This is a genomic window from Stenotrophomonas sp. GZD-301 (genome assembly GCF_049310345.1).
Lineage (GTDB): Bacteria > Pseudomonadota > Gammaproteobacteria > Xanthomonadales > Xanthomonadaceae > Stenotrophomonas.
Map to the genome: position 1 here is coordinate 24,930 of NZ_JBMOWY010000068.1, position 23,858 is coordinate 48,787.

Consider the following 23,858-nt stretch of genomic DNA (forward strand, 5'->3'; position numbering starts at 1 on the left):
GCATGCGATGTCATGGCGATGTCGAGCCGGCGTGGCGGGCATCGCTGAAAGATTCAGGCAGCGCGGTGCCGAGAAGCTGTGCGTGGGCGACCACACCCAGCCGTTCGGCCAACGTGGCCAGCTGGTTGCAGACATCGATGCAGTGGTTCGGGTGGGAGACCATCAGTTCGTTCTGAATGGCCTGGTAGGCGCTCCAGAACGGCGCGGAATTGCGGTATCTGGAGTAGGACACCTGCAGCTGTTCCCAGGCGAGGATCATGCTGGGTTCGACAGCAGCGGTGCGGCGTATTCGGGCGTTCATGGCGTCTCCTCGACGATGCAGCCCCCTGTGCACCCACCATAGGCGGTCACCGATGCCCAATTGTTATTGCGGCGTGTGCAGCGGGTGCGACGGATGTGCGCACCGTGTCGTTTTCTGTCGAGCAGACGCTGCTGGCACAACGTGTTTGCACCGCCGCCGGGAACTGAAGCGTTCATAACGCCGTTCCGCAGCGGGGCCGCGGCGGACCACCGGCGCGCCGGAATGCCGCAGCGCGCCGTGGTTGGGGCGGGATTACTCGCCGATGTCTTCGTTCCAGACCTCGGGATGGGCCGAGATGAAGCCGCCGAGCAGGTCGATGCAGGCCTGGCTCTGCATGTCGATCACCTTCACCCCGTTCTCGCGCAGCCACTCGATGCCACCCTGGAAGGTGACCGATTCGCCCACCACCACGGTGCCGATGTTGAACTGGCGGACCAGCCCGCTGCAGTACCAGCAGGGGGCCAGCGTGGTCACCATGATGGTGTCCTGGTAGCGGCGCTGGCGGCCGGCCTTGCGGAACGCGTCGGTTTCGCCGTGGACCGAGGGGTCGCCTTCCTGCACCCGTCGGTTGTGGCCGCAGCCGAGCAGGCGGCCGTCGTTGTGGTACAGGGCCGCGCCGATCGGGATGCCGCCTTCGGCCAGGCCCTGGCGGGCTTCGGCGATGGCGGTTTCGAGCAGGGCAGCGTAATCGGGCGTGGTGATCATGGTCGGTCCGGTAAACAGGAGCGGCCATGATAGGCGGTGGGTGCCGCAGCGTGGCCAGCGGTGCGATAATCGGGGCCATGAGCGAATCCCCCTACAAGACTGGCACCACCCATTTCGGCTTCCGCGATGTCGCCGCCAAGGACAAGCAGAAGCTGGTGGGCGAAGTGTTCACCTCGGTCGCGCGCAGCTACGACCTGATGAACGACCTGATGAGCCTGGGTATCCACCGGGCCTGGAAGCGCTACTACGTAGCCACCGCGCAGGTGAAGCCGGGCGACCGCGTGCTCGACCTGGCCGGCGGCACCGGCGACATCGCCGCGCTGATCAAGGAGCGCGTGGGTGAGGACGGCGAAGTGGTGCTCGGCGACATCAACGCCGGCATGCTCTCGGTGGGCCGCGACCGCCTGACCAACCGGGGCCTGGTGTCGGGCCTGCAGTACGTCCAGTGCAACGCCGAGGCGCTGCCGTTCCCGGATGCCAGCTTCGATCTGGTCACCATCGCCTTCGGGCTGCGCAACGTGACCGACAAGGACGCTGGCCTGCGCGAGATGTACCGCGTGCTCAAGGTGGGCGGCCAGGCGCGCGTGCTGGAGTTCTCCGAGGTCACCGCCGACTGGTTCAAGCCGATCTACGACTTCCACTCGTTCAAGATCCTGCCCAAGCTGGGCCAGCTGTTCGCGCGCGACGGCGACAGCTACCAGTACCTGGCCGAGAGCATCCGCAAGCACCCGCCGCAGGAACAGCTCAAGACCATGATGGGCGAGGCGGGCTTCGCGCGCTGCCACTACAAGAACCTGACCGGCGGCATCGTCTCGATCCACTCCGGCTACAAGGTGTGACATCCGGTCCCGGCTCCCGCTGAGAGAGCCTGGCGACACTGCAGGCAGGCTGCCGGAGAGGGCCTGCCATGCGGCATTGCGGCGGCCTGTCCCGCGTGGCCCCCGCGCGTTCAGCGCCGGGCGGATCCACGCCGGCGGTGCGCGGCCGCCGTGCGAGCGCGACTGAATAGGGCAGGTGGGGGGTAAACTGGTGGTTTCACCCTGATCGGTCCCGTACATGCGATCTCCGTTCCTGCTGATTCCCCTGGCCGTCGCGCTCGCCGCCGGCTGTTCCAAAGAGCCTGCCGCGCCCACCGCCGACCCTGCCGCCCAGACGCCGAGCGCCACCGCCGTGAAAGCCGACAACCGCAGCCACGACGAAAGCTCCTATGCCGAGCCGGACAAGGTCGTCATCAAGGACCTGGCGCTGGACCTGAAGCTGGATTTCGACAGCAGGCAGATCGGCGGCACCGCCACCTACACCCTGGAGTGGAAGGACAAGGCGGCCAAGCAGCTGGTGCTCGATACCCGCGAACTGACCGTGGAAAAGGTCGAGGCACTGGGTGCCGACGGCAAGGCGACGCCGCTGGCCTTCGTGCTGGCCCCGGTCGACAAGGTGTTTGGCAGCAAGCTGAGCATCGAAGCGCCGGAACAGCCGGCCAAGGTGCAGATCACCTACCACACCGCCCCGACCGCCTCGGGCCTGCAGTGGCTGGAGCCGTCGATGACCGAGGGCAAGCAGCTGCCCTTCATGTTCAGCCAGTCGCAGGCCATCCACGCGCGTTCGTGGGTGCCGCTGCAGGACACCCCGAGCGTGCGTTTCACTTACACCGCGCACGTGGTGTCGCGCCCGGACGTGATGGTGCTGATGAGCGCCGACAACGATCCCAAGGCCGCGCGTGATGGTGACTACACCTTCAAGATGCCGCAGCCGATCCCGTCCTACCTGCTGGCCATCGCCGCCGGTGACCTGGTGTTCGAGCCGATTTCCGGCCGCTCCGGTGTCTGGGCCGAACCGACGATGGTCGGCAAGGCGGTCAAGGAGTTCGAGGACACCGAGAAGATGATCGGTGCCGCCGAGAAGCTGTACGGCGAGTACCGCTGGGGCCGCTACGACATGCTCGTGCTGCCGCCGTCGTTCCCGTTCGGCGGCATGGAAAACCCGCGCCTGACCTTCGCCACCCCGACCGTGATCGTGGGCGACAAGTCGCTGGTGTCGCTGGTGGCCCATGAGCTGGCGCACAGCTGGTCCGGCAACCTGGTGACCAATGCGAGCTGGAAGGACATCTGGCTCAACGAAGGCTTCACCACCTACGTGCAGGGCCGCATCACCGAAGCGCTGTATGGCCAGGAAATGGCTGAAATGGAGCGCGAAATCGACCAGAACGACCTGCTCGCCGAGGTCAAGGACATGAGCCCGGCCGACCAGGCGCTGGCGCTGCCGCCGCTGACCGAACGCGACCCGGACGAAGCGCTGAGCAACGTCGCCTACGTCAAGGGCTCGTGGTTCCTGCAGTTCCTGGAGCAGCGCTTCGGCCGCGAAACCTTCGACCCGTTCCTGCGTGGCTGGTTCGATGACCATGCCTTCCAGAGCGCGAACACCGACCAGTTCGTTGCGTACCTGAAGAAGAACCTGCTGCCGAAGAAGCCGGGCGCCGTCACCGACGCCGAGCTGAAGGCGTGGCTGGACGAGCCGGGCATCCCGGCGTTCGCCACCAAGGCACGCTCGCGCAACTTCTCCATCGTCGACACCGCGCGCATCGCGTGGGATGGCAGTGGCACGCTGCCGACCCAGCAGATCACCGGCGAGTGGGGCACCCAGGAGTGGGTCCACTTCATCGACGGCCTGGGCAAGACCCTGCCGGTGGAAAAGCTGGCCGCGCTGGACAAGGCCTACCACTTCACCGGCACCGCCAATGGCGAAATCGCCATGCGCTGGTACCCGCTGGCGATCCGCAGTGGGTATGCCGAGGCCAACGAGGACGCCGCGGCGTTCATCGAGCGCGTCGGCCGTCGCAAGCTGATCCTGCCGATCTATGCCGAACTGGTGAAGACCCCCGAAGGCCTGGTGCTGGCCAAGGCCGCCTTCGAGAAGGCCAAGCCGGGCTACCACCCGATCACCACCGCCTCGGTGCAGGACATGCTGGACAAGGCAAGCAAGTAATCCCGGCGGCTGGCCGGCCACGTCGGCCGGCTGGACCACGCGATGCAATGCCTGAAAACGGCGGGGAAACCCGCCGTTTTCGTTTGTGCGGCAGCGCGGGGCGCAACCTCGGTAAACTCGGGGAAAACTCCCGAACCGGACGTCTGCAATGAAACGACTGATCCTCATCGCGGCCTGCACGCTGGCCCTGGCCGCCTGCAGCAATCCCGAAGAAGAGCGCAAGGCACAGGAGGCCGCCGCTGCCGCTGCCAAGGCGCAGCAGGAGGCGAAGGCCGAAGGCGTGGCCAAGCAGTACGACATGGCCGTGGCTGCCCAGGACTGGGAGCGTGCGCGCATCCACGGCGGGTCGCTGCTGGACCAGTACAAGGACACCGACGTGGCGGCACGGATCGAGCCGGGCTACGCCGAGGTGAAGGTCAAGGCCGAGGCCGCGCGCGACCTGCGCCGCATGCAGGCCCTGTGGCAGTACAACCAGATTCCGGTGGGCAAGGGAACGCAGGTCTCGGCGCAGATCTACAGCAAGGAGCGCGTGGACGTGGACGGCAGCGGCGCCAAGACGGTGCAGCTGGTGTTCCGCGATCACCCCCAGTGGATGCGCCATGCCTACCTGGTGCTGCAGGCCGGCGACTTCCGCTGCCCGCAGTGCAAGGTGCAGGTCAGCGTGGATGGCGGCAAGCCGATCGCGATGGCCGCCTGGCGGCCGTCGACCGACGAGGCGATCGCGATGTTCATCACCGACCAGAAGGCGCTGTGGAAGCTGGCGCGCAAGGCCAAGGTGATCAGCATCGAATTCCCGGTCAAGGCCGGCGGGACCCGTACGGCGGTGTTCGAGACCGGTGGGGTGGACAGCAGCCGCATGCCGACCTGGTGGAACTGAGCGTGGCCGCGCCGCTGTCGGCGATCCGCCACTGGGTGTTCGACATGGACGGCACCCTGACCGTGGCGGTGCACGACTTCGAGTGGATCAAGCGCGCGCTGGGCATTCCGGCGCAGGACGACATCCTCACCCACTTGGCCGGCCTGTCCGCCGAGGCCGCCACCGCCAAGCACGCCTGGCTGCTGGAGCACGAGCGGGAGCTGGCGGAGGCCGCGCAGCCCGCCCCGGGCGCGGTGGCGCTGGTGCGCGCGCTGCAGGCGCAGGGCTGCCGGCTCGGCATCCTGACCCGCAATGCGCGCGCGCTGGCCGAGGTGACGCTGCAGGCGATCGGACTGGGTGACGTATTCGGCGCGGACGACATCATCGGCCGCGACGAAGCCGAGCCGAAGCCGTCGCCGGCCGGCCTGCTGCACTTCGTACGGCGCTGGCAGGTGGACCCTGCGCAGGTGGTGATGGTGGGCGACTACCGCTTCGACCTGGAATGCGGGCGGGCGGCGGGCACCCGCACACTGCTGGTCAATGCCCCGGACAACCCCTGGCCGGGCCTGGCCTGCTGGCACCTGGCCGATTGCGGCCAGGTGCTGGAGACGTGGCAGACGCCGTGACGCGGCCGGTTACGCGCTCAGCGCGTAACCGAACTGCTGCTTGAACTGCTCGTTGAACTCATCGAAGGTGAAGCGCTGGTTCTGGGTGCCGGGGTGTTCGACCTTCAGCGCGCCCATCAGGTTGCCCATGCGGCCGATGGTCAGCCAGTCGTAGCCCTTCTCGATGCCGTAGATCAGGCCGGCGCGGAAGGCGTCGCCACAGCCGGTCGGGTCGACCACGCGGCGCTCGTGCGCCGGCGGGATGTCGTAGGTCTTTTCCGGGGTGTGGATGACCGCACCCTTCGGCCCGCGGGTGGTGATGTAGGCCTTGACCCGGCTCACGATCTCCTTCTCGTCCCAGCCGGTGCGCTCCTGCAGCAGGTTGGACTCGTAGTCGTTGACGACCACGTAGTCGGCCTGCTCGATGAAGGTGCGCAGTTCCGGGCCGTTGAACAGCGGCATGGCCTGGCCGGGGTCGAAGATGAACGGCACGCCACCGTCGAAGAATTCCTGCGAATTCTGGATCATGCCTTCGCGGCCGTCCGGGCCCACCAGGCCCAGGGTGACGCCCGGCACGTCCTTCACGTGGTTCTCGTAGGACCGCATCATCGCGCCCGGGTGGAACGCGGTGATCTGGTTGTTGTCGTGGTCGGTGGTGATGAACGCCTGCGGGGTGAACAGTTCGTCGATCACCTTGACCCGGCTCAGGTCGATGCCCAGGCCCTGGAAGTACTCGCGGTACGGGCCGAAGTCCGAGCCCACGGTGCCCATCGGAATCGGCTCGCCGCCCAGCAGGTACAGGTTGTAGGCGATGTTGCCGGCGCAGCCGCCGAACTCGCGGCGCATGCGCGGAACCAGGAACGACACGTTCAGGATGTGGACCTTGTCCGGCAGGATGTGATTCTTGAACTGGTCCGGGAACACCATGATGGTGTCGAAGGCAAGAGAACCACAGATCAAAGCGGACATCGATTAAGGCCTATGCGGAGAGGGTGTTGAGGCCCGTCGGGCGGGCAACGAAACGGCGCCCTCGGGCGCCCTGCGGCGCAAAGGTTAACGGGTGAGACGCCACAGGGCCAGAACCTGGGCTGTCCGGATTGGGCTGAATGGCCGTGAAGGCTGGCTTTGCACCAGATTTGTCCTTGCTCGCACACAGGGGGATTGCTAGGCTTGTCGGCCTCGAATTCTGCCCATTTTTTCGCCATCCCGCGTTGGGCGCGACACCCCTCAGGATCAACTCCCAGATGTTCAAGAAACTGCGTGGCATGTTCTCCAATGACCTGTCCATCGACCTGGGCACGGCCAACACCCTCATTTACGTGCGTGGGCAGGGGATCGTGCTGAATGAGCCGTCGGTCGTGGCCGTGCGCCAGGACCGCGCCATCGGTGGCACCCGTTCGGTCGCCGCCGTCGGCGCCGAGGCCAAGCAGATGCTGGGCCGTACCCCGGGCCATATCACCACCATCCGCCCGATGAAGGACGGCGTCATCGCCGACTTCACCTACACCGAGGCGATGCTCAAGCACTTCATCAAGAAGGTGCACAAGTCGCGCTTCCTGCGCCCGAGCCCGCGCGTGCTGGTCTGCGTGCCGGCCGGCTCGACCCAGGTCGAGCGCCGCGCGATCAAGGAATCGGCCGAAGAGGCCGGTGCGCGCGACGTGTTCCTGATCGAGGAACCGATGGCCGCCGCGATCGGCGCCGGCATGCCGGTGACCGAAGCGCGCGGTTCGATGGTCATCGACATCGGCGGCGGCACCACCGAGGTGGCCGTGATCTCGCTGAACGGCATCGTCTACTCGGCGTCGGTGCGCATCGGTGGCGACCGCTTCGACGAGTCGATCACCAACTACGTGCGCCGCAACCACGGCATGCTGATCGGTGAAGCCACCGCCGAGCGCATCAAGGTCGAGCTGGGCTGCGCCTACCCGCAGGCCGAAGTGATCGAGATGGAGATCTCCGGGCGCAACCTCGCCGAGGGCGTGCCGAAGATGATCAAGATCAGCTCCAACGAGGTGCTGGAAGCCCTGCACGAGCCGCTGTCGGGCATCGTCAGCGCGGTCAAGCTGGCGCTGGAGCAGACCCCCCCGGAACTGTGCGCCGACGTCGCCGAGCGCGGCATCGTGCTGACCGGCGGTGGCGCCCTGCTGCGTGACCTGGACCGCCTGATCTCCGAGGAAACCGGCCTGCACGTGCAGGTGGCCGACGACCCGCTGACCTGCGTGGCCCGCGGTGGCGGTCGTGCGCTGGAACTGGTGGACATGCACGGCAACGAGTTCTTTGCGCCGGAGTAAGCCGTACCGGACCTGTTCCACGGACGCGCCCCTGCGGCGTGATGCCGGTGGCGTGCGCGCCACGCCGGGCATCGCAGCGCTGGGGCGTTGTCGCATCCCCAACACCTTTTCCAGTCGAAGCCTGTCGTGCCGCCCTATGCCGGTCCTCCCGTAGCCTCCCGCCAGGGTGATGCCAGCAGCCCACTGCGGCTGCTCGCCTACCTGGCCCTGGCCATTGTCCTGATCGTGCTTGACGACCAGGCCGGCTGGCTCGCCCGCCTGCGCGCGCAGGCCAATGTGCTGGTGCAGCCGGTGTGGGCCCTGGCCGGGTTGCCGGGCAAGCTCGGCACCCAGGTCAAGGACAACGCGGCCAGCCACGGCCAGCTGGTGGCCGAGAACCGCGAACTGCGCAACCAGCTGCTGATCGCCAATGCGCGCCTGACCCGCCTGCAGACCGCCGCGCTGGACAACGCCCAGCTGCGCGAGCTGCTCAACGTGGCCGAGCGCAGCGGCCTGGACGTGCAGCTGGCGCCGATCCTGGACATCGACCTGGATCCGGTGCGCCAGCGCCTGGTGCTGGCTGCGGGCACCCGCGACGGGGTGCACATGGGCCAGGCGGTGATCGATGCCGGCGGCCTGATGGGGCAGGTGATCGCCACCACCGGCAACAGCGCCACGGTGCTGCTGCTGACTGACCCGGACCATGCCGTTCCGGTGACCGTGGCGCGCAATGGCGTGCGCCTGATCGTCTACGGGCGGGGCGACACCCTGGAACTGCGCGACATCCCGCTCAGCGCCGGGGTCGAAGTGGGCGACGAGATCGTCACCTCGGGCCTCGGCGGGCGCTTCCCGGCCGGTTTCCCGGTCGGCAGCATCACCGCGCTGCGCCCGGACGACACCCATGCCTTCCTGGTGGGCGAGCTCAAGCCCGCCGCCCAGCTCGACCGTGGCCGCGACGTCCTCCTGCTCAGGCCCGGGGCTGCCATTCACGTCCCGCCGAACCTGCAGCTCTCCGAAGCCGCCGGTGGCCCCGCGGCCACCACCCCGCCGGCCGCCACCCCGGTAGTGCCGGCCGCTGGCCGGCAGCCGCAGCCATCCCCCCCTGTAGTGCCGGCCGCTGGCCGGCAGCCGCAGCCATCCACCCCGACCCCGCCGGCCGCTCAGCCCACTGAAACGGGCGCACCGCCGCCGGAGGAACAGCGATGAGCCGCCTGCGCGACAAACCCTGGGTGCTGCCGGTCAGCCTGGTGCTGGCCCTGCTGCTGGGCCTGCTCCCGCTGCCGGCGCTGCTGCAGCCGCTGCGGCCGTACTGGCTGGCGCTGGTGCTGGCCTACTGGGTGATCGAAGCGCCCGACCGGGTTGGCCTGGGCATCGCCTTCGCCAGCGGCGTGGTCGCCGACCTGCTGTACGGCGGGGTGCTTGGCGAGCAGTCGCTGCGCCTGGTCATGCTGACCTTCATCCTGCAGCGCTTCCGCGCACGGATCCGCTTCTTCCCGATGTCCCAGCAGATGCTGGCCATCGGCGGGCTGCTGTTCAACGACCGCATCGTCAGCGCGGTGGTGCACATCGTGGTGGGCGAGCCGACCCTGCCGTGGTCGTACTGGTGGGCGCCGCTGCTGGGCATGGGGCTGTGGCCGCTGGTGTTCGTCCTGCTCGACGCCGTGCGCTTCGGACGTCGCGGGCGCTGACATGCACATGCGCCGCCAGGCCAAGAACCCCCATGCCGAAGCCGAGCAGTTCCGGCGCCGCGCCGCGCTGGGCTTCCTCGGCGTGCTGGTCTGCCTGATCGGGCTGGGGGCCTGGTACTTCAAGCTGCAGGTGCTCGACCACGACATCTACGCCACGCGCTCGGAAGCCAACCGGATCAAGCCACGTCCGGTGGTACCCGGGCGCGGGATGATCTACGACCGCAACGGCCGGCTGCTGGCCGAGAACGTGCCCGCGTTCCGGCTCGACATCACCCCGGACAAGGTCAAGGACATGGACGCCACCCTGGCCGGGCTGGCGGCGATCCTGGACCTGAGCCCGGAAGACATCGAGACCTTCAACAAGTCGCGCAAGGCGCGCCGCAGCTTCCTGCCGGTGACGCTCAAGCTGCGCGTCACCGACGAGGAAATGGCGCGCTTCGCGGTGGACCGCTGGCGGTTCCCGGGCGTGGAGCTGGAGCCCTACCTGACCCGGCGCTACCCCTACGGCGACCTGTTCGCGCACATCATCGGCTACGTCGGCCGCGTGGACGACAAGGACCTGGAGATGCTGGGCGAGGGCAATGCCGCGCTGACCCACATCGGCAAGTCCGGGCTGGAGCGCTATTACGAGGCGCAGCTGCGCGGCAAGGTCGGCTATGAGCAGGTTGAAACCAACGTGCAGGGCCGTGCGATCCGCACCATCGGCCGGGTCGCCGCGCAGTCCGGCAGCGATCTGCGGCTGTCGATCGACGCCGACCTGCAGCGCGCGATGGTGGCCGCCTTCGGCGACTTCGAAGGTGCGGCAGTGGCGATGGACCCGCGCACCGGTGAAGTGCTGGCGATGGTCAGCCTGCCGTCCTACGACCCCAACCTGTTCGTCAACGGCATTTCCCATGCCGACTTCAAAGCCCTCAACGACAACCCCTCGCGGCCGCAGTTCAACCGCCTGGTGCTGGGCGGCGTGGCGCCGGGTTCGACCATCAAGCCGCTGATCGGTCTGGCCGGCCTGGACAGCGGCGTGCGCAAGCCGGAAGACAGGATCCTGTCCACCGGCATGTTCTACCTGCCCGGCACCTCGCGCGGCTGGGGCGATGCCAACCGCGGCGGACACGGCTGGACCGACCTGCGCAAGTCGATCACCCAGTCGGTCAACACGTACTACTACCGGCTGGCGCTGGACATGGGCATCGAGCGCTTCGACCAGTACATGGGGTACTACGGCTTCGGTGCGCCCACCGGCATCGACCTGACCGGCGAGATCGGCGGCATCCTGCCCTCGCCGCAGAACAAGTACAAGGCGCGCAAGGAGCGCTGGTACCCGGGCGACACGGTCAACGTCAGCATCGGCCAGGGCGACTGGAAGGTCACCCCGCTGCAGCTGGTGCATGGGGTGGGCGGCATCGGCGACGGCCAGCTGCGCACGCCGCACCTGGTGATGCAGGAGCGCGACGGGTTCGACGCCGAGTGGACTGCCGTGGAAGCCGGCCCGACCAAGCCGATCAGCCCCAACGCCAGCAATCTGCAGGCGGTGCGCGAAGGCATGATGGGCACCATGCGCCCGGGCGGCAGCGGCGCGCGCGCGGCGGCCGGCGCGCCGTACACCATCGCCGGCAAGACCGGCACCGCGCAGGTGATCAGCCGCCGCGGCACTGCGGCCGTCAATCCCAAAAGCCTGCCGCTGCACCTGCGTCACCGGTCGCTGTTCGTCGGCTTCGCGCCGGCGGAAAACCCGGTGATCGCGCTGGCAATCGCGGTGGAAGGCGGCGGCTACGGCGGCTCGGCGGCTGCGCCGATCGCCCGCAAGCTGTTCGATGCCTGGCTGCTCGGCAAGATGCCCGATGGCCTGGAGCCGCTGGACAGCGAGCGCGGCACCACCGCGATCGGCATCACCGCGTTCGACGGCGGCGACGTCAACGTACGCCAGGCCGGCGATGCCGCTGCTGCGGCGCTGGAACTGCTGCCGGTGCAGGTGGGTGTGCCGGCCGCCCCCGAGCCTGCGCCGCTGCCCGCGCCGCTGCCGGGCGCACCGCCACCGCCTGCCGCCGCACCGCCCACCGCGCCGGAGCGCAGCCGATGAACGTGTTCCTGCGCTGGGCCACCGACATGGCGGTGCGCTTCGTCAGCACCCTGGACTGGGTGCTGTGCCTGGCCCTGACCGCGCTGATGCTGATCGGCCTGGCGGTGCTCAAGAGTGCCGGCGGCGATGGCCTGGTGTTCGCGCAGGGCGCGCGCTTCGTGGTCGGCCTGGCCGCGATGTGGGCGATCTCGAGGGTGCCGATCCTGCGTATCCGGTCGGCCACGCCGCTGATCTACGCGGTGTCGATGATCCCGCTGCTGGCGGTGTTCGTGCTCGGCACCGGCAAGTACGGGCGCCAATGGCTCGACCTGAAACTGTTCTACCTGCAGCCGGCCGAGCTGCTCAAGGTCAGCCTGCCGATGATGGTGGCCTGGTACCTGCACAAGATGCCGCTGCCGCCGCGCTTCTCAACGGTGATGGTCAGCGCGGTGATCATCGGTGTGCCGACCGGGCTGGTGATGCTGCAGCCGGACTTCGGTACCGGCGTGCTGATTGCCGCCAGTGGCGCGTTCGTGCTGCTGCTGGCCGGCCTGCCGTGGTGGTGGGTGGGCGTGGCGGTCGGCGGTGTTGCCGCGGCGGCGCCGGTGGCCTGGATCTGGCTGCTGCGGCCGTACCAGAAGGACCGCATCATGATGTTCCTGGACCCGGAGATGGACGCGCTCGGCGCGGGCTGGAACATCATCCAGTCCAAGATCGCGATCGGCTCGGGCGGCTTCGACGGCAAGGGCTGGGGGCAGGGCTCGCAGTCGCACCTGAACTTCATTCCCGAACAGACCACCGACTTTGCCTTCTCCGTGCTCAGCGAAGAATTCGGCTGGATCGGCGTGGCCGTGGTGCTGGCGCTGTACCTGGTGGTGATCGGGCGTTGTCTGTGGATCGCCAGCCAGTCGCGCGATTCCTACTCGCGCCTGCTGGCCGGTGCCACCGGCCTGGCGTTCTTCGTCTACGTGCTGGTCAACGGCGGGATGATCTCCGGCCTGCTGCCGGTGGTTGGCGTGCCGATGCCGCTGATCAGCTACGGCGGCACCTCGGCGGTATCGCTGCTGGCCGGCTTCGGCCTGGTGATGGCCGCGCGCGCCTACAACCCGGTACACGGCGGCTACGGCTGAGCGTTGCGGCGACCGCGCCATAGCGTTGCGGCGACCGCGCCATAGCGTGGATCGCACCCCGCGGGTGCACGCGTCGTCAACAATTCCCGAGAAAAGTGAGAAGTGGCGCACAGATACGATGCGACTTGATCCTGATCAATGGACTTGTCGCAATCGGCCTGCACAATGGCGGCCCGCCAGCAAAGACGCGTCGAGCCAAGCGATGCGCAGGGGAGTTTGGCGGGGAGCAGTTGACCTCATGGGCACATGGGGCGAGGCGCGCGCTGGGGAGATGCGCGCCGCGCCGGTGCCGACCTGGTCGGTTTGGCCGGTTGCGTCTGCGGGGATGGGGACGCAACCGGCAAGACCTTACGACCGGGTACCGGTCCAGATGAATGGGGAAGACCCGAACCCGCGAACCATCCGACGCCGCAATTCGTTGTGATTCATGGTGTTAGGGGTTTTAATTCATCCATGACCTGCTAACCTGCCTCGATGATTCGACGCACTCTGGCCTGCATGCTTACGCTCGGTTTGGTCGCCTGCGCGACCCAGCCGCCTTCCCCCGCCCCGTCGCCGCAGGCCTCGGGTGCTCCGAACAAGCCCGCTCACGGGCACAAGGGTCCGGCCGAAGCCGCGCCCGAAGCGGCCGCAGCGACCGCGCCGCCGGTGGACCTGACCCCGGTGCCGTTCGAGGTCGCACGCGCCAATTTCGTCCGCGATACCGCCGCCCGCTACGGCATTCCCGCCGCGCAGATCGAGGCCACCCTGGCCCAGGCGCAGATCCGCGATCCGATCATCGCCGCGATGTCGCGCCCGGCCGAGCGGGTCAAGCCGTGGAACGAGTACCGGCCGATGTTCATCAGCCAGGCGCGGATCGACGGCGGCCGGGCCTTCCTTGCCGAACACCGCGGCGAACTGATGCGGGTGCAGGAGCGCACCGGCGTGCCGGCAGAAGTGATCGTGGCGATCATCGGCGTAGAAACCAGCTATGGGCGCAACACCGGCAGCTACCGGGTGCTCGACGCGCTGTACACGCTGGCGTTCAAGTATCCGCGCAGCGGCGACCCGGCCAAGCTCGAGCGCGAAGTGCGCCGCGAGCTGTTCTTCCGCGACGAACTGGCGCGCCTGTTCGCGCTCACCCGCGATGAAAAGCTGGACATCCTCTCGATCAAGGGCAGCTATGCCGGTGCGATGGGCATGGGCCAGTTCATGCCGTCCAGCTACCTGGACTATGCGGTGGACGGCAACGGCGATGGCCGCCGCGACCTGTTCAACAGCTACGACGACGTGTTCTCTTCGATCGCCAATTACTTCGTGAAGAAGGGCGGCTGGGTGCGTGGCGGTCCGGTCGCCGTTCCGGCCACCCTGCAGGCCGGGCGCGAGCCGTTCGATCCCACCGACTGGACCCCGACCTGGACCCTGTCCGATCTGGCCCAGCGTGGTTATCAGCCCAGCATGCCGGTCGGCGCGGGCCTGACCGCAACGCCGATCACGCTGGAAGCCAGCACCGGCAAGCAGTACTGGCTGGGCTTCCAGAACTACTACGCGATCACCCGTTACAACCTCTCGAAAATGTATGCGATGGCCGTGTACCAGCTTTCCCAGGCCATCGCCGGACAGGAGCTGCCGCCGGCATGAACGCAACCGCACGCTTCAGATGGCTGATCCCGGGGATGTTGATACTGGCGCTCGCCGCCTGCAGCAGTGCGCCGAAGAAGCCGGCCGCCGGCATCGGTGGCGGCAAGCCGGCCGGAACGGTGGTGCAGGGCAAGGGCAAGGGCGCGCGTCCGGCGCATTGCCCGGACGGCTCGCCGTATGCGGCGGCCGCCGAGGATCCGTCGACGCGCGGGGACTACCGCGCCGGTGGCCTGTACAAGCCCGGCGTCAATGACAGCACGCCCACCTACATTCCCAATGTGGCCTGCATTCCCGAGCCGGACGTGGTCGACCTGCCGCGCTCGCCGGTGGGCAACAAATCGCCGTACGTGGTGCTGGGCAAGCAGTACGAGGTGATGGACAAGACCGGCGGCTATGCCGAGAAGGGCACCGCCTCGTACTACGGCGCCAAGTTCCACGGGCGCCTGACCTCCAACCGCGAGGTGTACGACATGTACGCGTTCACCGCCGCGCACAAGACGCTGCCGCTGCCGAGCTTCGCGCGGGTGACCAACCTGGACAACGGCGAGTCGGTGATTGTGCGGGTCAACGATCGCGGCCCGTTCCATGACGGCCGGGTCATCGACCTCAGCTACGCGGCCGCCGTGCGCCTGGGCATCACCCAGCGCGGCACCGGCAACGTGGAGGTGCGCGCGCTGAGCCCGGGCCAGGACAACCTGCTGGCATCGGCCGACAAGCCGTCGCGGCGCGAGCGCCGCGAGGCCGCCACGGCGGCCAAGGCGAGCGAGATGGACGCGCTGGTCGGCAAGCTGCCGGCGGCGGCGGCCACCGCCCGCACGCCCCCCAAGGCCGGTGCCGAGGCCTACCGCTACCGCGTCGCCGACAGCGCCAAGCCGGGCAACGCGGACAATTTCGATGCCTGGATGCGCGACAACGGCGTGCGCGTGGCCACCGGCAAGCCGGCCGCCACCCAGGCTGCACCGACCGACAGCGCGCCGGTGAGTGTGGCCGCGCTGCCGGCCGCCGCCCCCCGGGCACCGACCCCCGTGGCCGCCGCACCGGCACGCCCGGCCGCCGGCGCCAGCCTGCCGCAGCAGGTGCTGGGCAGCGTGCTGCTGCAGGTAGCCAGCTTCGCCAGCCGCGACAACGCCACGCGCGCGCTGGGCCAGCTGTCCTCGGCAGGCATCGCCGGGGCCAGCATCAGCGACATCGTCAGCGGCGGCCGCACCCTGTGGCGCCTGCGGGTGCCGGCGCCGGACCATGCCAGTGCCTCGGAACTTGCCGGCCGCATTGCCGGTCTGGGCTTCGGGGCGCCGCAGATCGTCAAGGACTGACCTTCACGCCCGGCACGCGGTCTGCACCGCGTGCCAACGCTCCGTGGGCCTACAATGCCCGTTCTCCTTCCATCTCCCCTTGGCGCCCTCCAGGAGCTTGCTGTCCGATGAAATTCCGCTTTGCCGCCGTTGCCATGACCACGACCCTGTTCGTGGGCCTGGTTTCCGCCCAGACCCCCCTGCCGACCCCGGCGCCGACGCCCGCACCTGCTGCGACCGCCCCGGCGACGGTAGCCACGCCGCCGGCCCCCGTGCCGAGCGTTTCCAAGGCCTGGGTGCTGATGGATTACGCCACCGGGCAGGTGCTGGCCGGTGAAAACGCGAACGTGCAGTTGGCCCCGGCCAGCATCACCAAGGTGATGACCTCGTACGTCATTGCCGCCGAGGTCAAGAACGGCAAGGTCCGTCCCGACGACCAGGTGATGATGAGCGAGCGCGCCTGGCGCGAAGGTGGCGCCGGGACCGACGGCAGCTACAGCGGCTTCCCGGTCAACCAGACCGCGCGTCTGGAAGACATGGAAAAGGGCATGGCGATCCAGTCCGGCAACGATGCCGCGATCGCCCTGGCCGAGCACGTGGCCGGCAGCGAAGAAGCCTTCGCATCGCTGATGAACAGCTACGCGGCCAAGATCGGGATGAAGGATTCGCACTTCGTCAACGCGCACGGCCTGAGCGCGCCGGGCCACCACACCACCGCCTACGACCTGGCACTGCTGGGCCGCGCGATGGTGCGCGACTACCCGGAGACCTACGCCTACAACAAGGTGAAGGAATTCACCGTGGGCAACATCACCCAGCCCAACCGCAACCTGCTGCTGTGGCGCGACCAGAGCGTGGACGGGATCAAGACCGGCCACACCTCCGAAGCGGGCTACTGCCTGATGAGTTCGGCACAGCGTGGCGATCAGCGTCTGATCGCGGTGGTGCTGGGCGGCAGTTCGGAGAAGCAGCGCGCCGACGACAGCCTGGCGCTGTTGAACTGGGGCTTCCGCTTCTTCGAAACGCACCGCATGTATGAGCCCGGCAAGGTCGTGGCCGAGCACAAGGTGTGGAAGGGCAAGGCCGACAACGTGCAGCTGGGCGTGGCCCAGCCGCTGCTGGTGAGCGTGCCGCGCGGCCGCTACAACGACCTGAAGCCGAGCATCGACGTGCCCAAGACGCTGGAGGCGCCGTTCACCGCGGGCCAGCCGATCGGCACGCTGAAGGTGATGCTGGACGGCAAGGTGGTCGCGCAGGCGCCGCTGGTGGCCGTGGCAGCGGTGGAAGAAGCCGGCTTCTTCAAGCGCCTGTGGGACAGCTTCTGGATGTGGTGGGAATCGGAATGACGCAGTAGCGCCGACCGTGGGTCGGCTGCAGGAAAAAAAAGACCGGCGGAAGCCGGTCTTTTTTTGTGCCGACCAGCGGTCGGCACCTGCCCATGTGGTTTGCCGACCAGCGGTCGGTACCTGCCGCTGTGGCGCGCCTTACAGCGAGCGGCTGATGGTGAAGCTGCCGAACACCGGCGCTTCCTTCTGGCCGTCGAACTCGCGGGTGCTGTGGTAGCGGGCGAGGGCGAACTTCCAGCGGCCGCGCATGATCGCCAGGCCGTAGCCGAGCTGGCCGACCACGTGGCGCTTGTCCACGCTGTGGCTGTTGCGGAAGGTGTTGCCATCCAGGGTGATGTCGCGGATCACCCAGGCCACGTCGCTGGTGCCGAACAGGTGCCAGGACCAGCCGCTGGGCTTGCCGCCGCGGGTGGGGGCGGTGTTCTCGCCGGCCGGGCGCAGCGGGGTGCTGCCGAAGTCGTCGGGCAGCTTCCAGCCGAAGCGCACTTCGGCACCGCCATTGAGGTGCGTGGCCAGGTTGCCCACCGCGCCGCCGTAGTGGCTGATGGCATCCCAGCCCCAGCCGCCGGCGTTGAGGCTGGCATCGCCCGGCCAGCGGCGCATGCGCTCGTGGGTAAGCATGAACACCGGTTCGTTGTGCAGCTGGTTGTCCCAGCCCTGGAACTTCTCGTCGCCGAGCAGCTCGTGCACCGCGTTCTGCACCTGCTCGCCCTGCGCCCACGGCCCGACCACGCCCAGCGAGAGCTGGGTGGTCTGCAGGCGGTCGCCGCGGCGGGCGTTGTAGCCGAAGCTGGCGATCAGCACGCCGGCATAGGGGCGGTCGTCTTCGATGAGATCCTTCCGGGTGAAATCGGTCGGGGTGAAGATGCCCTGGGCGAGGCTGAAGATCATGTTCTGCTGCTCGAACTCGCCGGGATGCAGCGATTCGAGGTGCTGGTTCACCCAGCGCGCCATGCGCGGCAGGCAGGGGTCGTCGGTGTAGTCGACCAGGTTCGGCGAAACCAGGGTCAACTGGGCGCCGTTGGTATAGCCCTGGTCCTGGTCCTTGCCGCCGAACAGATCGTTGTCGACGCGGAAATTGACCTGCGGCGGGTGCTCGCGCATCGCGTCGGGTCCGCACGCGGGGGCGGCATGCGCGGCAAAGGAGACGGTGGAGGCCAGAAGGCCGGACAAGGCGAGGGCTGCGGCGGTGCGTTTGGGGTGTGCGGGCATGGGCGAGCTGCTTTTTTCTGTCGTCTTTTGCGGAGATACGGTACAGCCAGCGGTGGGCGGGATCGACTACGCGATCGTCACCGGTCTGTTGCGAAACGCAGGGCGTCCCCGTCGCGGCCACGCCTGCAGTCGGCATCGGGGGGCATGGGGCGACCCTGACCGCATCTGCGAGTCAGCTCCCGTTGTGGTTGGCAGGCCTTTGCCATATTCTCCGCCCCGTGGCGTCAGGGGACGCCATCAATGGACTCGAGTCTGCGCAGGCAGGCCCTTTCTCAACCCACGGATCGCGCTTGGCCGGCAACGGGAGCGCTGGATGAAACAGATGACCAAATCGCATTCGCTCGCCCACCTGCTGGCTTGCGCCACGCTGGGCGCAGGACTGATGGCCGTCAGCACGCCGGCGTCGGCCGGTCTGCGCGACGCCTTCGGCAGCCGCGCCTCCGCCCAGGAGCAGAGCAAGAACGGCCAGGCGGAGATTCCGGTATGCAGCAAGCCGCTCGGCACCATCGCGGTGATCGAGCCGGAGGACGTGGTGAACTGGTGGAGCGGCGAGCAGCTGCCGGCCCCGTCCCGCCTGATCAAGGTGTTCGTCAGCAAGTCCAAGTGCTTCACGCTGGTGGACCGAGGCGTGGGCCTCGCCGCTTCCCAGGCCGAGCGCGCCCTGGCCGCCGACGGTGAGCTGCGTGGCCGCTCCAACATCGGCAAGGGCCAGATGCGGGCCGCCGACTACGTGCTGATTCCCGACCTGATCTCGCAGAACAGCGATGCCGGCGGCAATGCCATCGGTGGCCTGATCAGTGGCCTGGTGGGGAGCAAGGCCGGTTCGGTGGCCAGCGGCCTCAACCTGCGCAGCAAGACCGCCAACGTGACCTTGAGCCTGACCGATGTGCGGTCCTCCGAACAGGTGGCCGTGGTCGAAGGCAACTCCAAGAAGACCGACCTGAGCTGGGGTGCCCGCGGCAGCCTGTTCGGGGGTGGCGGTCTGGGCGGCATGGGCGTGGGCGGTTACGCCAACACCGAAATCGGCCAGGTGATCACGCTGGCCTACCTGCAGGCCTACACCAACCTGGTGGGCGAGCTCGGTGGCCTGTCCGGCAACCCGGCCGCGTCCAATGTCAGCCAGGCCGTGACCATGCTCAAGCCGGGCCGCCTGCTGGCCAATGCCAAGGGCACCGGTGCGGCCGTGCGCTCGCTGGAGCCGGGCATGCTGCTGTATCCCACCGGCGTCAAGGAAGGCGCGATGTGGGAAGTGGAAGACGAAATGGGCAACAAGGGCTGGGTCAACGCCACCCTGATGGAACTGGCCCGTTGATCGGGCAGGGAGGTGGCGGCTGACCGGCCGTCACCTTCACGCCGCCTCTTGGGTTTGGTGCCCGGCGACCCGATAATGGGCGCATGGAGATCAAGTCTGACAACCCCGACCACGGCTTCCAGTTCCCCGGCCAGTTTGAACTCAGCGCCATGGGCGCGGCTGGCAAGGAGCTGGAACGCGAACTGCCGCGCCTGCTTGAGCTGGCCGGTCTTGAAGTACTGACCGAGCGGGTCAGCTGGAAACACTCGTCCAACGGCAAGTATGTGTCGGTGCGGCTGGTGTTCAAGGCCGACAACCGCGAGCAGTACGACGCCGCCCACACCGCCCTGCGCGATCACCCGGAAGTGAAGTGGACGCTGTAGGCGCCTGCTCCACCGCGTCTGCCCCGGGCACCCGGGCAGCGCAGCCGGCATGGGTGCGCGACCTCGGCCGCCAGCCCTACGCGCCGGTCTGGCATGCAATGCAGCGTTTCACCGATGCCCGTACCGACGACACGCCCGACGAGCTCTGGGTGGTCGAGCACGACCCGGTGTTCACCCTGGGCCAGGCGGGCAAGGACGAGCACGTGCTCGCCCCCGGCGATATCCCCGTGCTGCATGTGGACCGCGGCGGCCAGGTGACCTACCACGGTCCCGGCCAGCTGGTGGTGTACCCGCTGCTGCAGCTGCGGCGGCTGGGCATCGGCGTGCGCGACTACGTCTGCCGGATCGAGCAGGCGATCATCGACACGCTGGACGAATGGAATATCGGCGCTGAACGGCTGGATGGTGCGCCGGGCGTCTATGTCGGCGGGGCCAAGGTCGCCGCGCTGGGCATCCGGGTCCGCCGTGGCTGCACATTCCACGGGCTGTCCTTCAACGTGGCGATGGACCTGGAGCCGTTCCGCCGCATCAACCCCTGCGGCTATCAAGGGCTGCAGGTGACCTCGGTGATAGACTTGGGGGGACCGTCCGGCATGGCGGCCGTCACGCCGGTACTGCTGGGCCATCTGGCCCGCCAGTTCGGCCTGGACCTCCAGCCCGCCACCGAATTGCCCGATCTGACAGACGCGGCCTGAGCGCCGCCGACCAAGGCCATGACTGAAACCACCGCTCGCATCATTCCCCTGCAGGTCGTGCAGGGCGACACGCCGTCCGCCGCGCCGTTGCAGGCCGGGGTCAAACAGCTGGGCGGTGACAAGATCGGCCGCTCGCCGGTGCAGTTCGCCGACGCGCCGGTGCTGCGCAAGCCGTCGTGGATCCGGGTACGGATTCCGTCGGGCAACGCGGTGCAGACGCTGAAGGCCAAGCTGCGCGAGAACCGTCTGGTGACGGTCTGCGAGGAGGCCAGCTGCCCCAACATCCACGAGTGCTTCAGCCACGGCACGGCGACGTTCATGATCCTGGGCGAGGTCTGCACGCGTCGCTGCTCGTTCTGCGATGTGGCACACGGCCGGCCGAAGCCGCCCGATGCCAATGAGCCGGCCAGCCTGGCGCAGACCGTGGCCGACATGGGCCTGAAGTATGTGGTGGTGACCAGCGTGGACCGCGACGATCTGCGCGACGGCGGTGCCCAGCACTTTGCCGACTGCATCGGCGCCATCCGGGCGACGTCGCCGAACACGCGGATCGAGGTGCTGACGCCGGACTTCCGCGGCAAGGGCCGCATGGAGCGGGCGCTGGACATCCTGGCGACCAACCCGCCGGATGTGTTCAACCACAACATCGAAACCGTGCCGGACCTGTATCGCAACGTGCGCCCGGGTGCGGATTACCAGTGGTCGCTGACGCTGCTGAAGAACTTCAAGGCGCAGCATCCGTCCATCGCCACCAAGTCCGGCATCATGCTGGGCCTGGGCGAGGACCTGGACCAGGTGCGCGCGACGATGCGCGACCTGCGTGCCCACGACGTGGACATGATCACGATCGGCCAGTACCTGCAGCCGACGGCGCACCACCACCCGGTGCTGCGTTACTGGACGCCGGAGGACTACAAGGCGCTCGAGGTCTACGGCTACGAGCTGGGCTTCAGCCATGTGGCGTCCGGCCCGATGGTGCGTTCGTCCTACCACGCCGACGTGCAGGCCAAGGGCGCCGGCGTCGCCTGACCGCCGACGCCGGGCAACCCCTCGATTGACGGGGGTGTGGCGTCTCCCGGCCATCGGCTGGCCGGGGACGGCCATTCACAATTTGCTACAGGGGCCGGTTTAGGCTGGAAATCCCTGTTGCGCCGGGTGGATGACAAACCTCGCAACTTTCGGCACTGTCGTGTGGTCTGATCCGCACGCAGTCTTCTCCTTGGCAAGGTGCCACGAGCTCGTCCATGAAATTCAAAGCCCCCGCATTCCTGTTGGCCCTGGCGCTCACCGCGCCGCTGGCGCTGGCCGCATACGCCGATTCGCCGGCGCTGCCGTCGGCGGCCACCGCCGACCAGGCGACCACCTCCAAGCTGGTCTATGGACTGTTGTCGGACAGCCGCTACGCCTACCGGCCGCGCGCGTTGGATACGGCCACCTCCAAGGACGTGTTCAAGCGCTATCTGGAAGCCCTGGATGGCAGCAAGCAGTTCTTCACCCAGGCCGACGTCACCCGCTTTGCACCGTTCGAGGCGAACATCGCCACGGCGATCCGCGGCGGCGAGCTGGAGCCGGCGTTCCAGGTGTTCGCGGTGTACAAGCAGCGCGTCGGCGAACGCGTGGCGTATGCACGCAAGGTGCTCAAGCAGGATTTCGACTTCAGCACCCAGGATCGCTTCGAGTACGACCGCAAGGACGTGCCGTGGGCGGCCAGTGATGCCGAGCTGGACGAACTGTGGCGCAAGTCGGTCAAGAACGACTGGCTGCGGCTGAAGCTGGCCGGCAAGCCGGCCGCCGAGATCCGCAAGACGCTGGACAAGCGCTACGCCACGCTGGAAAAGTCGGTCAATGAGTTGAAGGGCGAGGACGTGTTCCAGTTCTTCCTCAATTCCTACACCAGCGCGGTCGATCCGCACACCGATTACTTCACTCCGCGCACGGCCGAGAACTTCAACCAGGCCATGTCGCTGTCGCTGGAAGGCATCGGCGCGCAGCTGCAGCGGCAGGACGACATGGTGGTGATCCGCGAGATCATCGCCGGTGGCCCGGCCGCGGTGAACGGCACGCTCAAGCCGGGCGACCGCATCGTCGGCGTCGGCCAGGGCAAGTCCGGTCCGCTGGAAGATGTGATCGGCTGGCGCATCGATGACGTGGTGGCCAAGATCCGCGGCAAGAAGGATACCCAGGTGCGCCTGGAGTTCATTCCGGCCGAAGAGGGCGTCGACGGCAAGCATCACACCCTGGTGCTGACCCGCCAGAAGGTGCGCCTGGCCGAGCAGGCCGCCAAGGGCGAGACGCTGACCATCCCCGGCAACGACGGTGAGCCCGCCCGCAAGGTCGGTGTGATCAAGCTGCCGACCTTCTACCAGGACTTCGAAGGCCGCCGCCGCAACGCGGCCGACTACGCCTCGGCCACCCGCGACGTGGCCAAGCTGCTGGCCGGCTTCAAGGCCGACAAGCTCGACGGCGTGGTGCTGGACCTGCGCAACAACGGCGGCGGTTCGCTGGATGAAGCGATCGAACTGACCGGCCTGTTCATCGAGCAGGGCCCGGTGGTGCAGGTGCGCGAATCCGGTGGCCGCGTCACGGTTAACAGCGACCGCAGCGAAGCGGTGGCCTGGGACGGCCCGCTGGCGGTGCTGATCAACCGCGGGTCGGCCTCGGCATCGGAGATTTTCGCCGGCGCCATCCAGGACTATGGTCGTGGCCTGGTGATCGGCGAGACCACCTTCGGCAAGGGCACGGTGCAGAACATCGTGGACCTGGACCGTTGGCCGAGCGGGGAAACCCAGCGCTTCGGGCAGGTCAAGCTGACCATCGCGCAGTTCTTCCGTGTCAGCGGCAGCAGCACCCAGCACAAGGGTGTGGTGCCGGACCTGGCCTTCCCGGCCAGCGTGGATGCCAGCGAGTACGGCGAAAGCACCTACGACAACGCCCTGCCGTGGACCCGCATCGCCGCCGTGCCGCACACCCAGTACGGCAATTTCGGCCCGCTGCTGCCCAAGCTGGAAACCCGCCATGCCGCGCGCATCGCCGCCGACAAGGAATTCCAGTGGTGGAACGAGGACGTGGCGCAGTTCCGCGCCGAGGCCGCCAAGAAGTATGTGTCGCTCAATGAAGGCGAGCGTCGTGCCGAACGCGAGAAGCAGGAAGCCCAGCGCAAGCAGCGCCAGGCCATCCGCAAGGAACTGGGCCTGGACCTGGACCCGCTGGCCGACGACAGCAACGATGACGGCCTGACCGGCAACGAGCGCGACATCGTCAAGGATGCCGCCCGCGAGAAGGCCGCCGAGAAGCGTCCGGACCCGCTGCTGCGCGAGTCAGCGTCGATCCTGGCCGACGCGGTGAACCTGCTGGAAGCCGACCGTCCGCTGTCGGCGCAGGTGTTGCCGCAGTCCACCGCGGCAGGCCGCTGGGCCGACTGACCGC

The 23,858-nt window shown here is 68.1% G+C and carries 21 protein-coding genes; 17 read left to right on the forward strand and 4 right to left on the reverse strand.

The annotated features are described in order from the left end of the window. Positions 1-10 precede the first annotated feature (10 nt). Both ACO6VK_RS17455 and ACO6VK_RS17460 read right to left on the reverse strand, forming a co-directional pair. Positions 11-301, reverse strand: coding sequence for a hypothetical protein (locus ACO6VK_RS17455; protein WP_422509331.1), 291 nt, complete (start codon positions 299-301; stop codon positions 11-13). 252 nt (positions 302-553) lie between these two features. Next, positions 554-1,006 carry a nucleoside deaminase gene (locus ACO6VK_RS17460; RefSeq protein WP_019186053.1) on the reverse strand — a complete coding sequence of 151 codons (453 nt, stop codon included), beginning with the start codon at positions 1,004-1,006 and terminating at the stop codon, positions 554-556. A 77-nt stretch (positions 1,007-1,083) separates the two neighbouring features. Here ACO6VK_RS17460 and ubiE point away from each other — a divergent pair, with 77 nt between their 5' ends. The 4 genes from ubiE to ACO6VK_RS17480 all read left to right on the forward strand — a co-directional run bounded on the left by ubiE (position 1,084) and on the right by ACO6VK_RS17480 (position 5,470). After that, positions 1,084-1,845: a bifunctional demethylmenaquinone methyltransferase/2-methoxy-6-polyprenyl-1,4-benzoquinol methylase UbiE gene (gene ubiE / locus ACO6VK_RS17465; RefSeq protein WP_017356645.1), complete on the forward strand. Its 762-nt coding sequence runs from the start codon at positions 1,084-1,086 to the stop codon at positions 1,843-1,845. 217 nt (positions 1,846-2,062) lie between these two features. Next, positions 2,063-3,988 (forward strand): M1 family metallopeptidase, encoded by a 1,926-nt coding sequence (locus ACO6VK_RS17470; RefSeq protein ID WP_422509334.1) that lies wholly within the window; start codon positions 2,063-2,065, stop codon positions 3,986-3,988. 148 nt (positions 3,989-4,136) lie between these two features. Then, entirely contained in the window at positions 4,137-4,865 is a 729-nt protein-coding gene (locus tag ACO6VK_RS17475) for a hypothetical protein (RefSeq protein ID WP_422509336.1), read from the forward strand. Beyond that, complete coding sequence (locus tag ACO6VK_RS17480) at positions 4,862-5,470, forward strand: HAD family hydrolase (RefSeq protein WP_422509386.1); 609 nt, start codon at positions 4,862-4,864, stop codon at positions 5,468-5,470. The genes ACO6VK_RS17475 and ACO6VK_RS17480 overlap by 4 nt, the downstream gene beginning before the upstream one ends. Positions 5,471-5,479: 9 nt before the next feature. Here the strand turns inward: ACO6VK_RS17480 and ACO6VK_RS17485 are convergent, their stop codons facing one another. After that, complete coding sequence (locus ACO6VK_RS17485) at positions 5,480-6,418, reverse strand: carbohydrate kinase family protein (RefSeq protein WP_046274250.1); 939 nt, start codon at positions 6,416-6,418, stop codon at positions 5,480-5,482. Positions 6,419-6,693: 275 nt separating this feature from the next. Between ACO6VK_RS17485 and ACO6VK_RS17490 the strand changes: the two genes are divergently transcribed. From ACO6VK_RS17490 to ACO6VK_RS17525, 8 genes are all read left to right on the forward strand, one after another. Then, a complete protein-coding gene (locus ACO6VK_RS17490) occupies positions 6,694-7,740 on the forward strand; it encodes a rod shape-determining protein (protein WP_017355500.1) in 1,047 nt (348 codons plus the stop codon). 126 nt (positions 7,741-7,866) lie between these two features. Next, positions 7,867-8,925 (forward strand): rod shape-determining protein MreC, encoded by a 1,059-nt coding sequence (gene mreC, locus ACO6VK_RS17495; protein ID WP_422509338.1) that lies wholly within the window; start codon positions 7,867-7,869, stop codon positions 8,923-8,925. After that, positions 8,922-9,407 carry a rod shape-determining protein MreD gene (gene mreD, locus ACO6VK_RS17500; RefSeq protein WP_136005149.1) on the forward strand — a complete coding sequence of 162 codons (486 nt, stop codon included), beginning with the start codon at positions 8,922-8,924 and terminating at the stop codon, positions 9,405-9,407. The genes mreC and mreD overlap by 4 nt, the downstream gene beginning before the upstream one ends. A gap of 1 nt (position 9,408) precedes the next feature. Beyond that, a complete protein-coding gene (gene mrdA / locus ACO6VK_RS17505; RefSeq protein WP_422509340.1) occupies positions 9,409-11,484 on the forward strand; it encodes a penicillin-binding protein 2 in 2,076 nt (691 codons plus the stop codon). Further along, entirely contained in the window at positions 11,481-12,593 is a 1,113-nt protein-coding gene (gene rodA / locus ACO6VK_RS17510) for a rod shape-determining protein RodA (protein WP_422509342.1), read from the forward strand. The genes mrdA and rodA overlap by 4 nt, the downstream gene beginning before the upstream one ends. 474 nt (positions 12,594-13,067) lie before the next feature. Then, positions 13,068-14,213 (forward strand): lytic murein transglycosylase B, encoded by a 1,146-nt coding sequence (gene mltB / locus ACO6VK_RS17515; protein WP_422509344.1) that lies wholly within the window; start codon positions 13,068-13,070, stop codon positions 14,211-14,213. Further along, positions 14,210-15,526, forward strand: a complete 1,317-nt coding sequence (locus tag ACO6VK_RS17520) for a septal ring lytic transglycosylase RlpA family protein (protein ID WP_422509346.1) — start codon at positions 14,210-14,212, stop codon at positions 15,524-15,526. Before mltB ends, ACO6VK_RS17520 begins: the two co-directional genes overlap by 4 nt. 107 nt (positions 15,527-15,633) lie before the next feature. Beyond that, complete coding sequence (locus ACO6VK_RS17525) at positions 15,634-16,851, forward strand: D-alanyl-D-alanine carboxypeptidase family protein (RefSeq protein ID WP_422509348.1); 1,218 nt, start codon at positions 15,634-15,636, stop codon at positions 16,849-16,851. Positions 16,852-16,989: 138 nt separating this feature from the next. On the opposite strand, the gene ACO6VK_RS17530 is transcribed toward ACO6VK_RS17525, so the two are convergent. Further along, positions 16,990-18,063, reverse strand: a complete 1,074-nt coding sequence (locus ACO6VK_RS17530) for a lipid A deacylase LpxR family protein (RefSeq protein ID WP_422509350.1) — start codon at positions 18,061-18,063, stop codon at positions 16,990-16,992. Positions 18,064-18,385: 322 nt separating this feature from the next. Between ACO6VK_RS17530 and ACO6VK_RS17535 the strand changes: the two genes are divergently transcribed. The 5 genes from ACO6VK_RS17535 to ACO6VK_RS17555 all read left to right on the forward strand — a co-directional run bounded on the left by ACO6VK_RS17535 (position 18,386) and on the right by ACO6VK_RS17555 (position 23,854). Continuing rightward, a complete protein-coding gene (locus ACO6VK_RS17535; protein ID WP_422509352.1) occupies positions 18,386-19,375 on the forward strand; it encodes a CsgG/HfaB family protein in 990 nt (329 codons plus the stop codon). Positions 19,376-19,458: 83 nt separating this feature from the next. Beyond that, complete coding sequence (locus ACO6VK_RS17540) at positions 19,459-19,737, forward strand: DUF493 family protein (protein WP_017354322.1); 279 nt, start codon at positions 19,459-19,461, stop codon at positions 19,735-19,737. Beyond that, complete coding sequence (lipB, locus tag ACO6VK_RS17545) at positions 19,725-20,432, forward strand: lipoyl(octanoyl) transferase LipB (protein ID WP_422509354.1); 708 nt, start codon at positions 19,725-19,727, stop codon at positions 20,430-20,432. Before ACO6VK_RS17540 ends, lipB begins: the two co-directional genes overlap by 13 nt. 18 nt (positions 20,433-20,450) lie before the next feature. Further along, positions 20,451-21,461 (forward strand): lipoyl synthase, encoded by a 1,011-nt coding sequence (gene lipA, locus ACO6VK_RS17550; protein WP_136005127.1) that lies wholly within the window; start codon positions 20,451-20,453, stop codon positions 21,459-21,461. 215 nt (positions 21,462-21,676) lie between these two features. Continuing rightward, entirely contained in the window at positions 21,677-23,854 is a 2,178-nt protein-coding gene (locus ACO6VK_RS17555) for a carboxy terminal-processing peptidase (protein ID WP_422509356.1), read from the forward strand. Positions 23,855-23,858 lie beyond the last annotated feature (4 nt).

Excerpts from the sequence above, each read along its gene's own strand:
- ACO6VK_RS17455 (WP_422509331.1), bottom strand. The coding sequence starts at position 301 with ATGAACGCCCGAATACGCCGCACCGCTGCTGTCGAACCCAGCATGATC.
- ACO6VK_RS17460 (WP_019186053.1), bottom strand. The coding sequence starts at position 1,006 with ATGATCACCACGCCCGATTACGCTGCCCTGCTCGAAACCGCCATCGCC.
- ubiE (WP_017356645.1), top strand. The coding sequence starts at position 1,084 with ATGAGCGAATCCCCCTACAAGACTGGCACCACCCATTTCGGCTTCCGC.
- ACO6VK_RS17470 (WP_422509334.1), top strand. The coding sequence starts at position 2,063 with ATGCGATCTCCGTTCCTGCTGATTCCCCTGGCCGTCGCGCTCGCCGCC.
- ACO6VK_RS17475 (WP_422509336.1), top strand. The coding sequence starts at position 4,137 with ATGAAACGACTGATCCTCATCGCGGCCTGCACGCTGGCCCTGGCCGCC.
- ACO6VK_RS17485 (WP_046274250.1), bottom strand. The coding sequence starts at position 6,418 with ATGTCCGCTTTGATCTGTGGTTCTCTTGCCTTCGACACCATCATGGTG.
- ACO6VK_RS17490 (WP_017355500.1), top strand. The coding sequence starts at position 6,694 with ATGTTCAAGAAACTGCGTGGCATGTTCTCCAATGACCTGTCCATCGAC.
- mreD (WP_136005149.1), top strand. The coding sequence starts at position 8,922 with ATGAGCCGCCTGCGCGACAAACCCTGGGTGCTGCCGGTCAGCCTGGTG.
- mrdA (WP_422509340.1), top strand. The coding sequence starts at position 9,409 with ATGCACATGCGCCGCCAGGCCAAGAACCCCCATGCCGAAGCCGAGCAG.
- rodA (WP_422509342.1), top strand. The coding sequence starts at position 11,481 with ATGAACGTGTTCCTGCGCTGGGCCACCGACATGGCGGTGCGCTTCGTC.
- mltB (WP_422509344.1), top strand. The coding sequence starts at position 13,068 with ATGATTCGACGCACTCTGGCCTGCATGCTTACGCTCGGTTTGGTCGCC.
- ACO6VK_RS17520 (WP_422509346.1), top strand. The coding sequence starts at position 14,210 with ATGAACGCAACCGCACGCTTCAGATGGCTGATCCCGGGGATGTTGATA.
- ACO6VK_RS17525 (WP_422509348.1), top strand. The coding sequence starts at position 15,634 with ATGAAATTCCGCTTTGCCGCCGTTGCCATGACCACGACCCTGTTCGTG.
- ACO6VK_RS17530 (WP_422509350.1), bottom strand. The coding sequence starts at position 18,063 with ATGCCCGCACACCCCAAACGCACCGCCGCAGCCCTCGCCTTGTCCGGC.
- ACO6VK_RS17535 (WP_422509352.1), top strand. The coding sequence starts at position 18,386 with ATGACCAAATCGCATTCGCTCGCCCACCTGCTGGCTTGCGCCACGCTG.
- ACO6VK_RS17540 (WP_017354322.1), top strand. The coding sequence starts at position 19,459 with ATGGAGATCAAGTCTGACAACCCCGACCACGGCTTCCAGTTCCCCGGC.
- lipA (WP_136005127.1), top strand. The coding sequence starts at position 20,451 with ATGACTGAAACCACCGCTCGCATCATTCCCCTGCAGGTCGTGCAGGGC.
- ACO6VK_RS17555 (WP_422509356.1), top strand. The coding sequence starts at position 21,677 with ATGAAATTCAAAGCCCCCGCATTCCTGTTGGCCCTGGCGCTCACCGCG.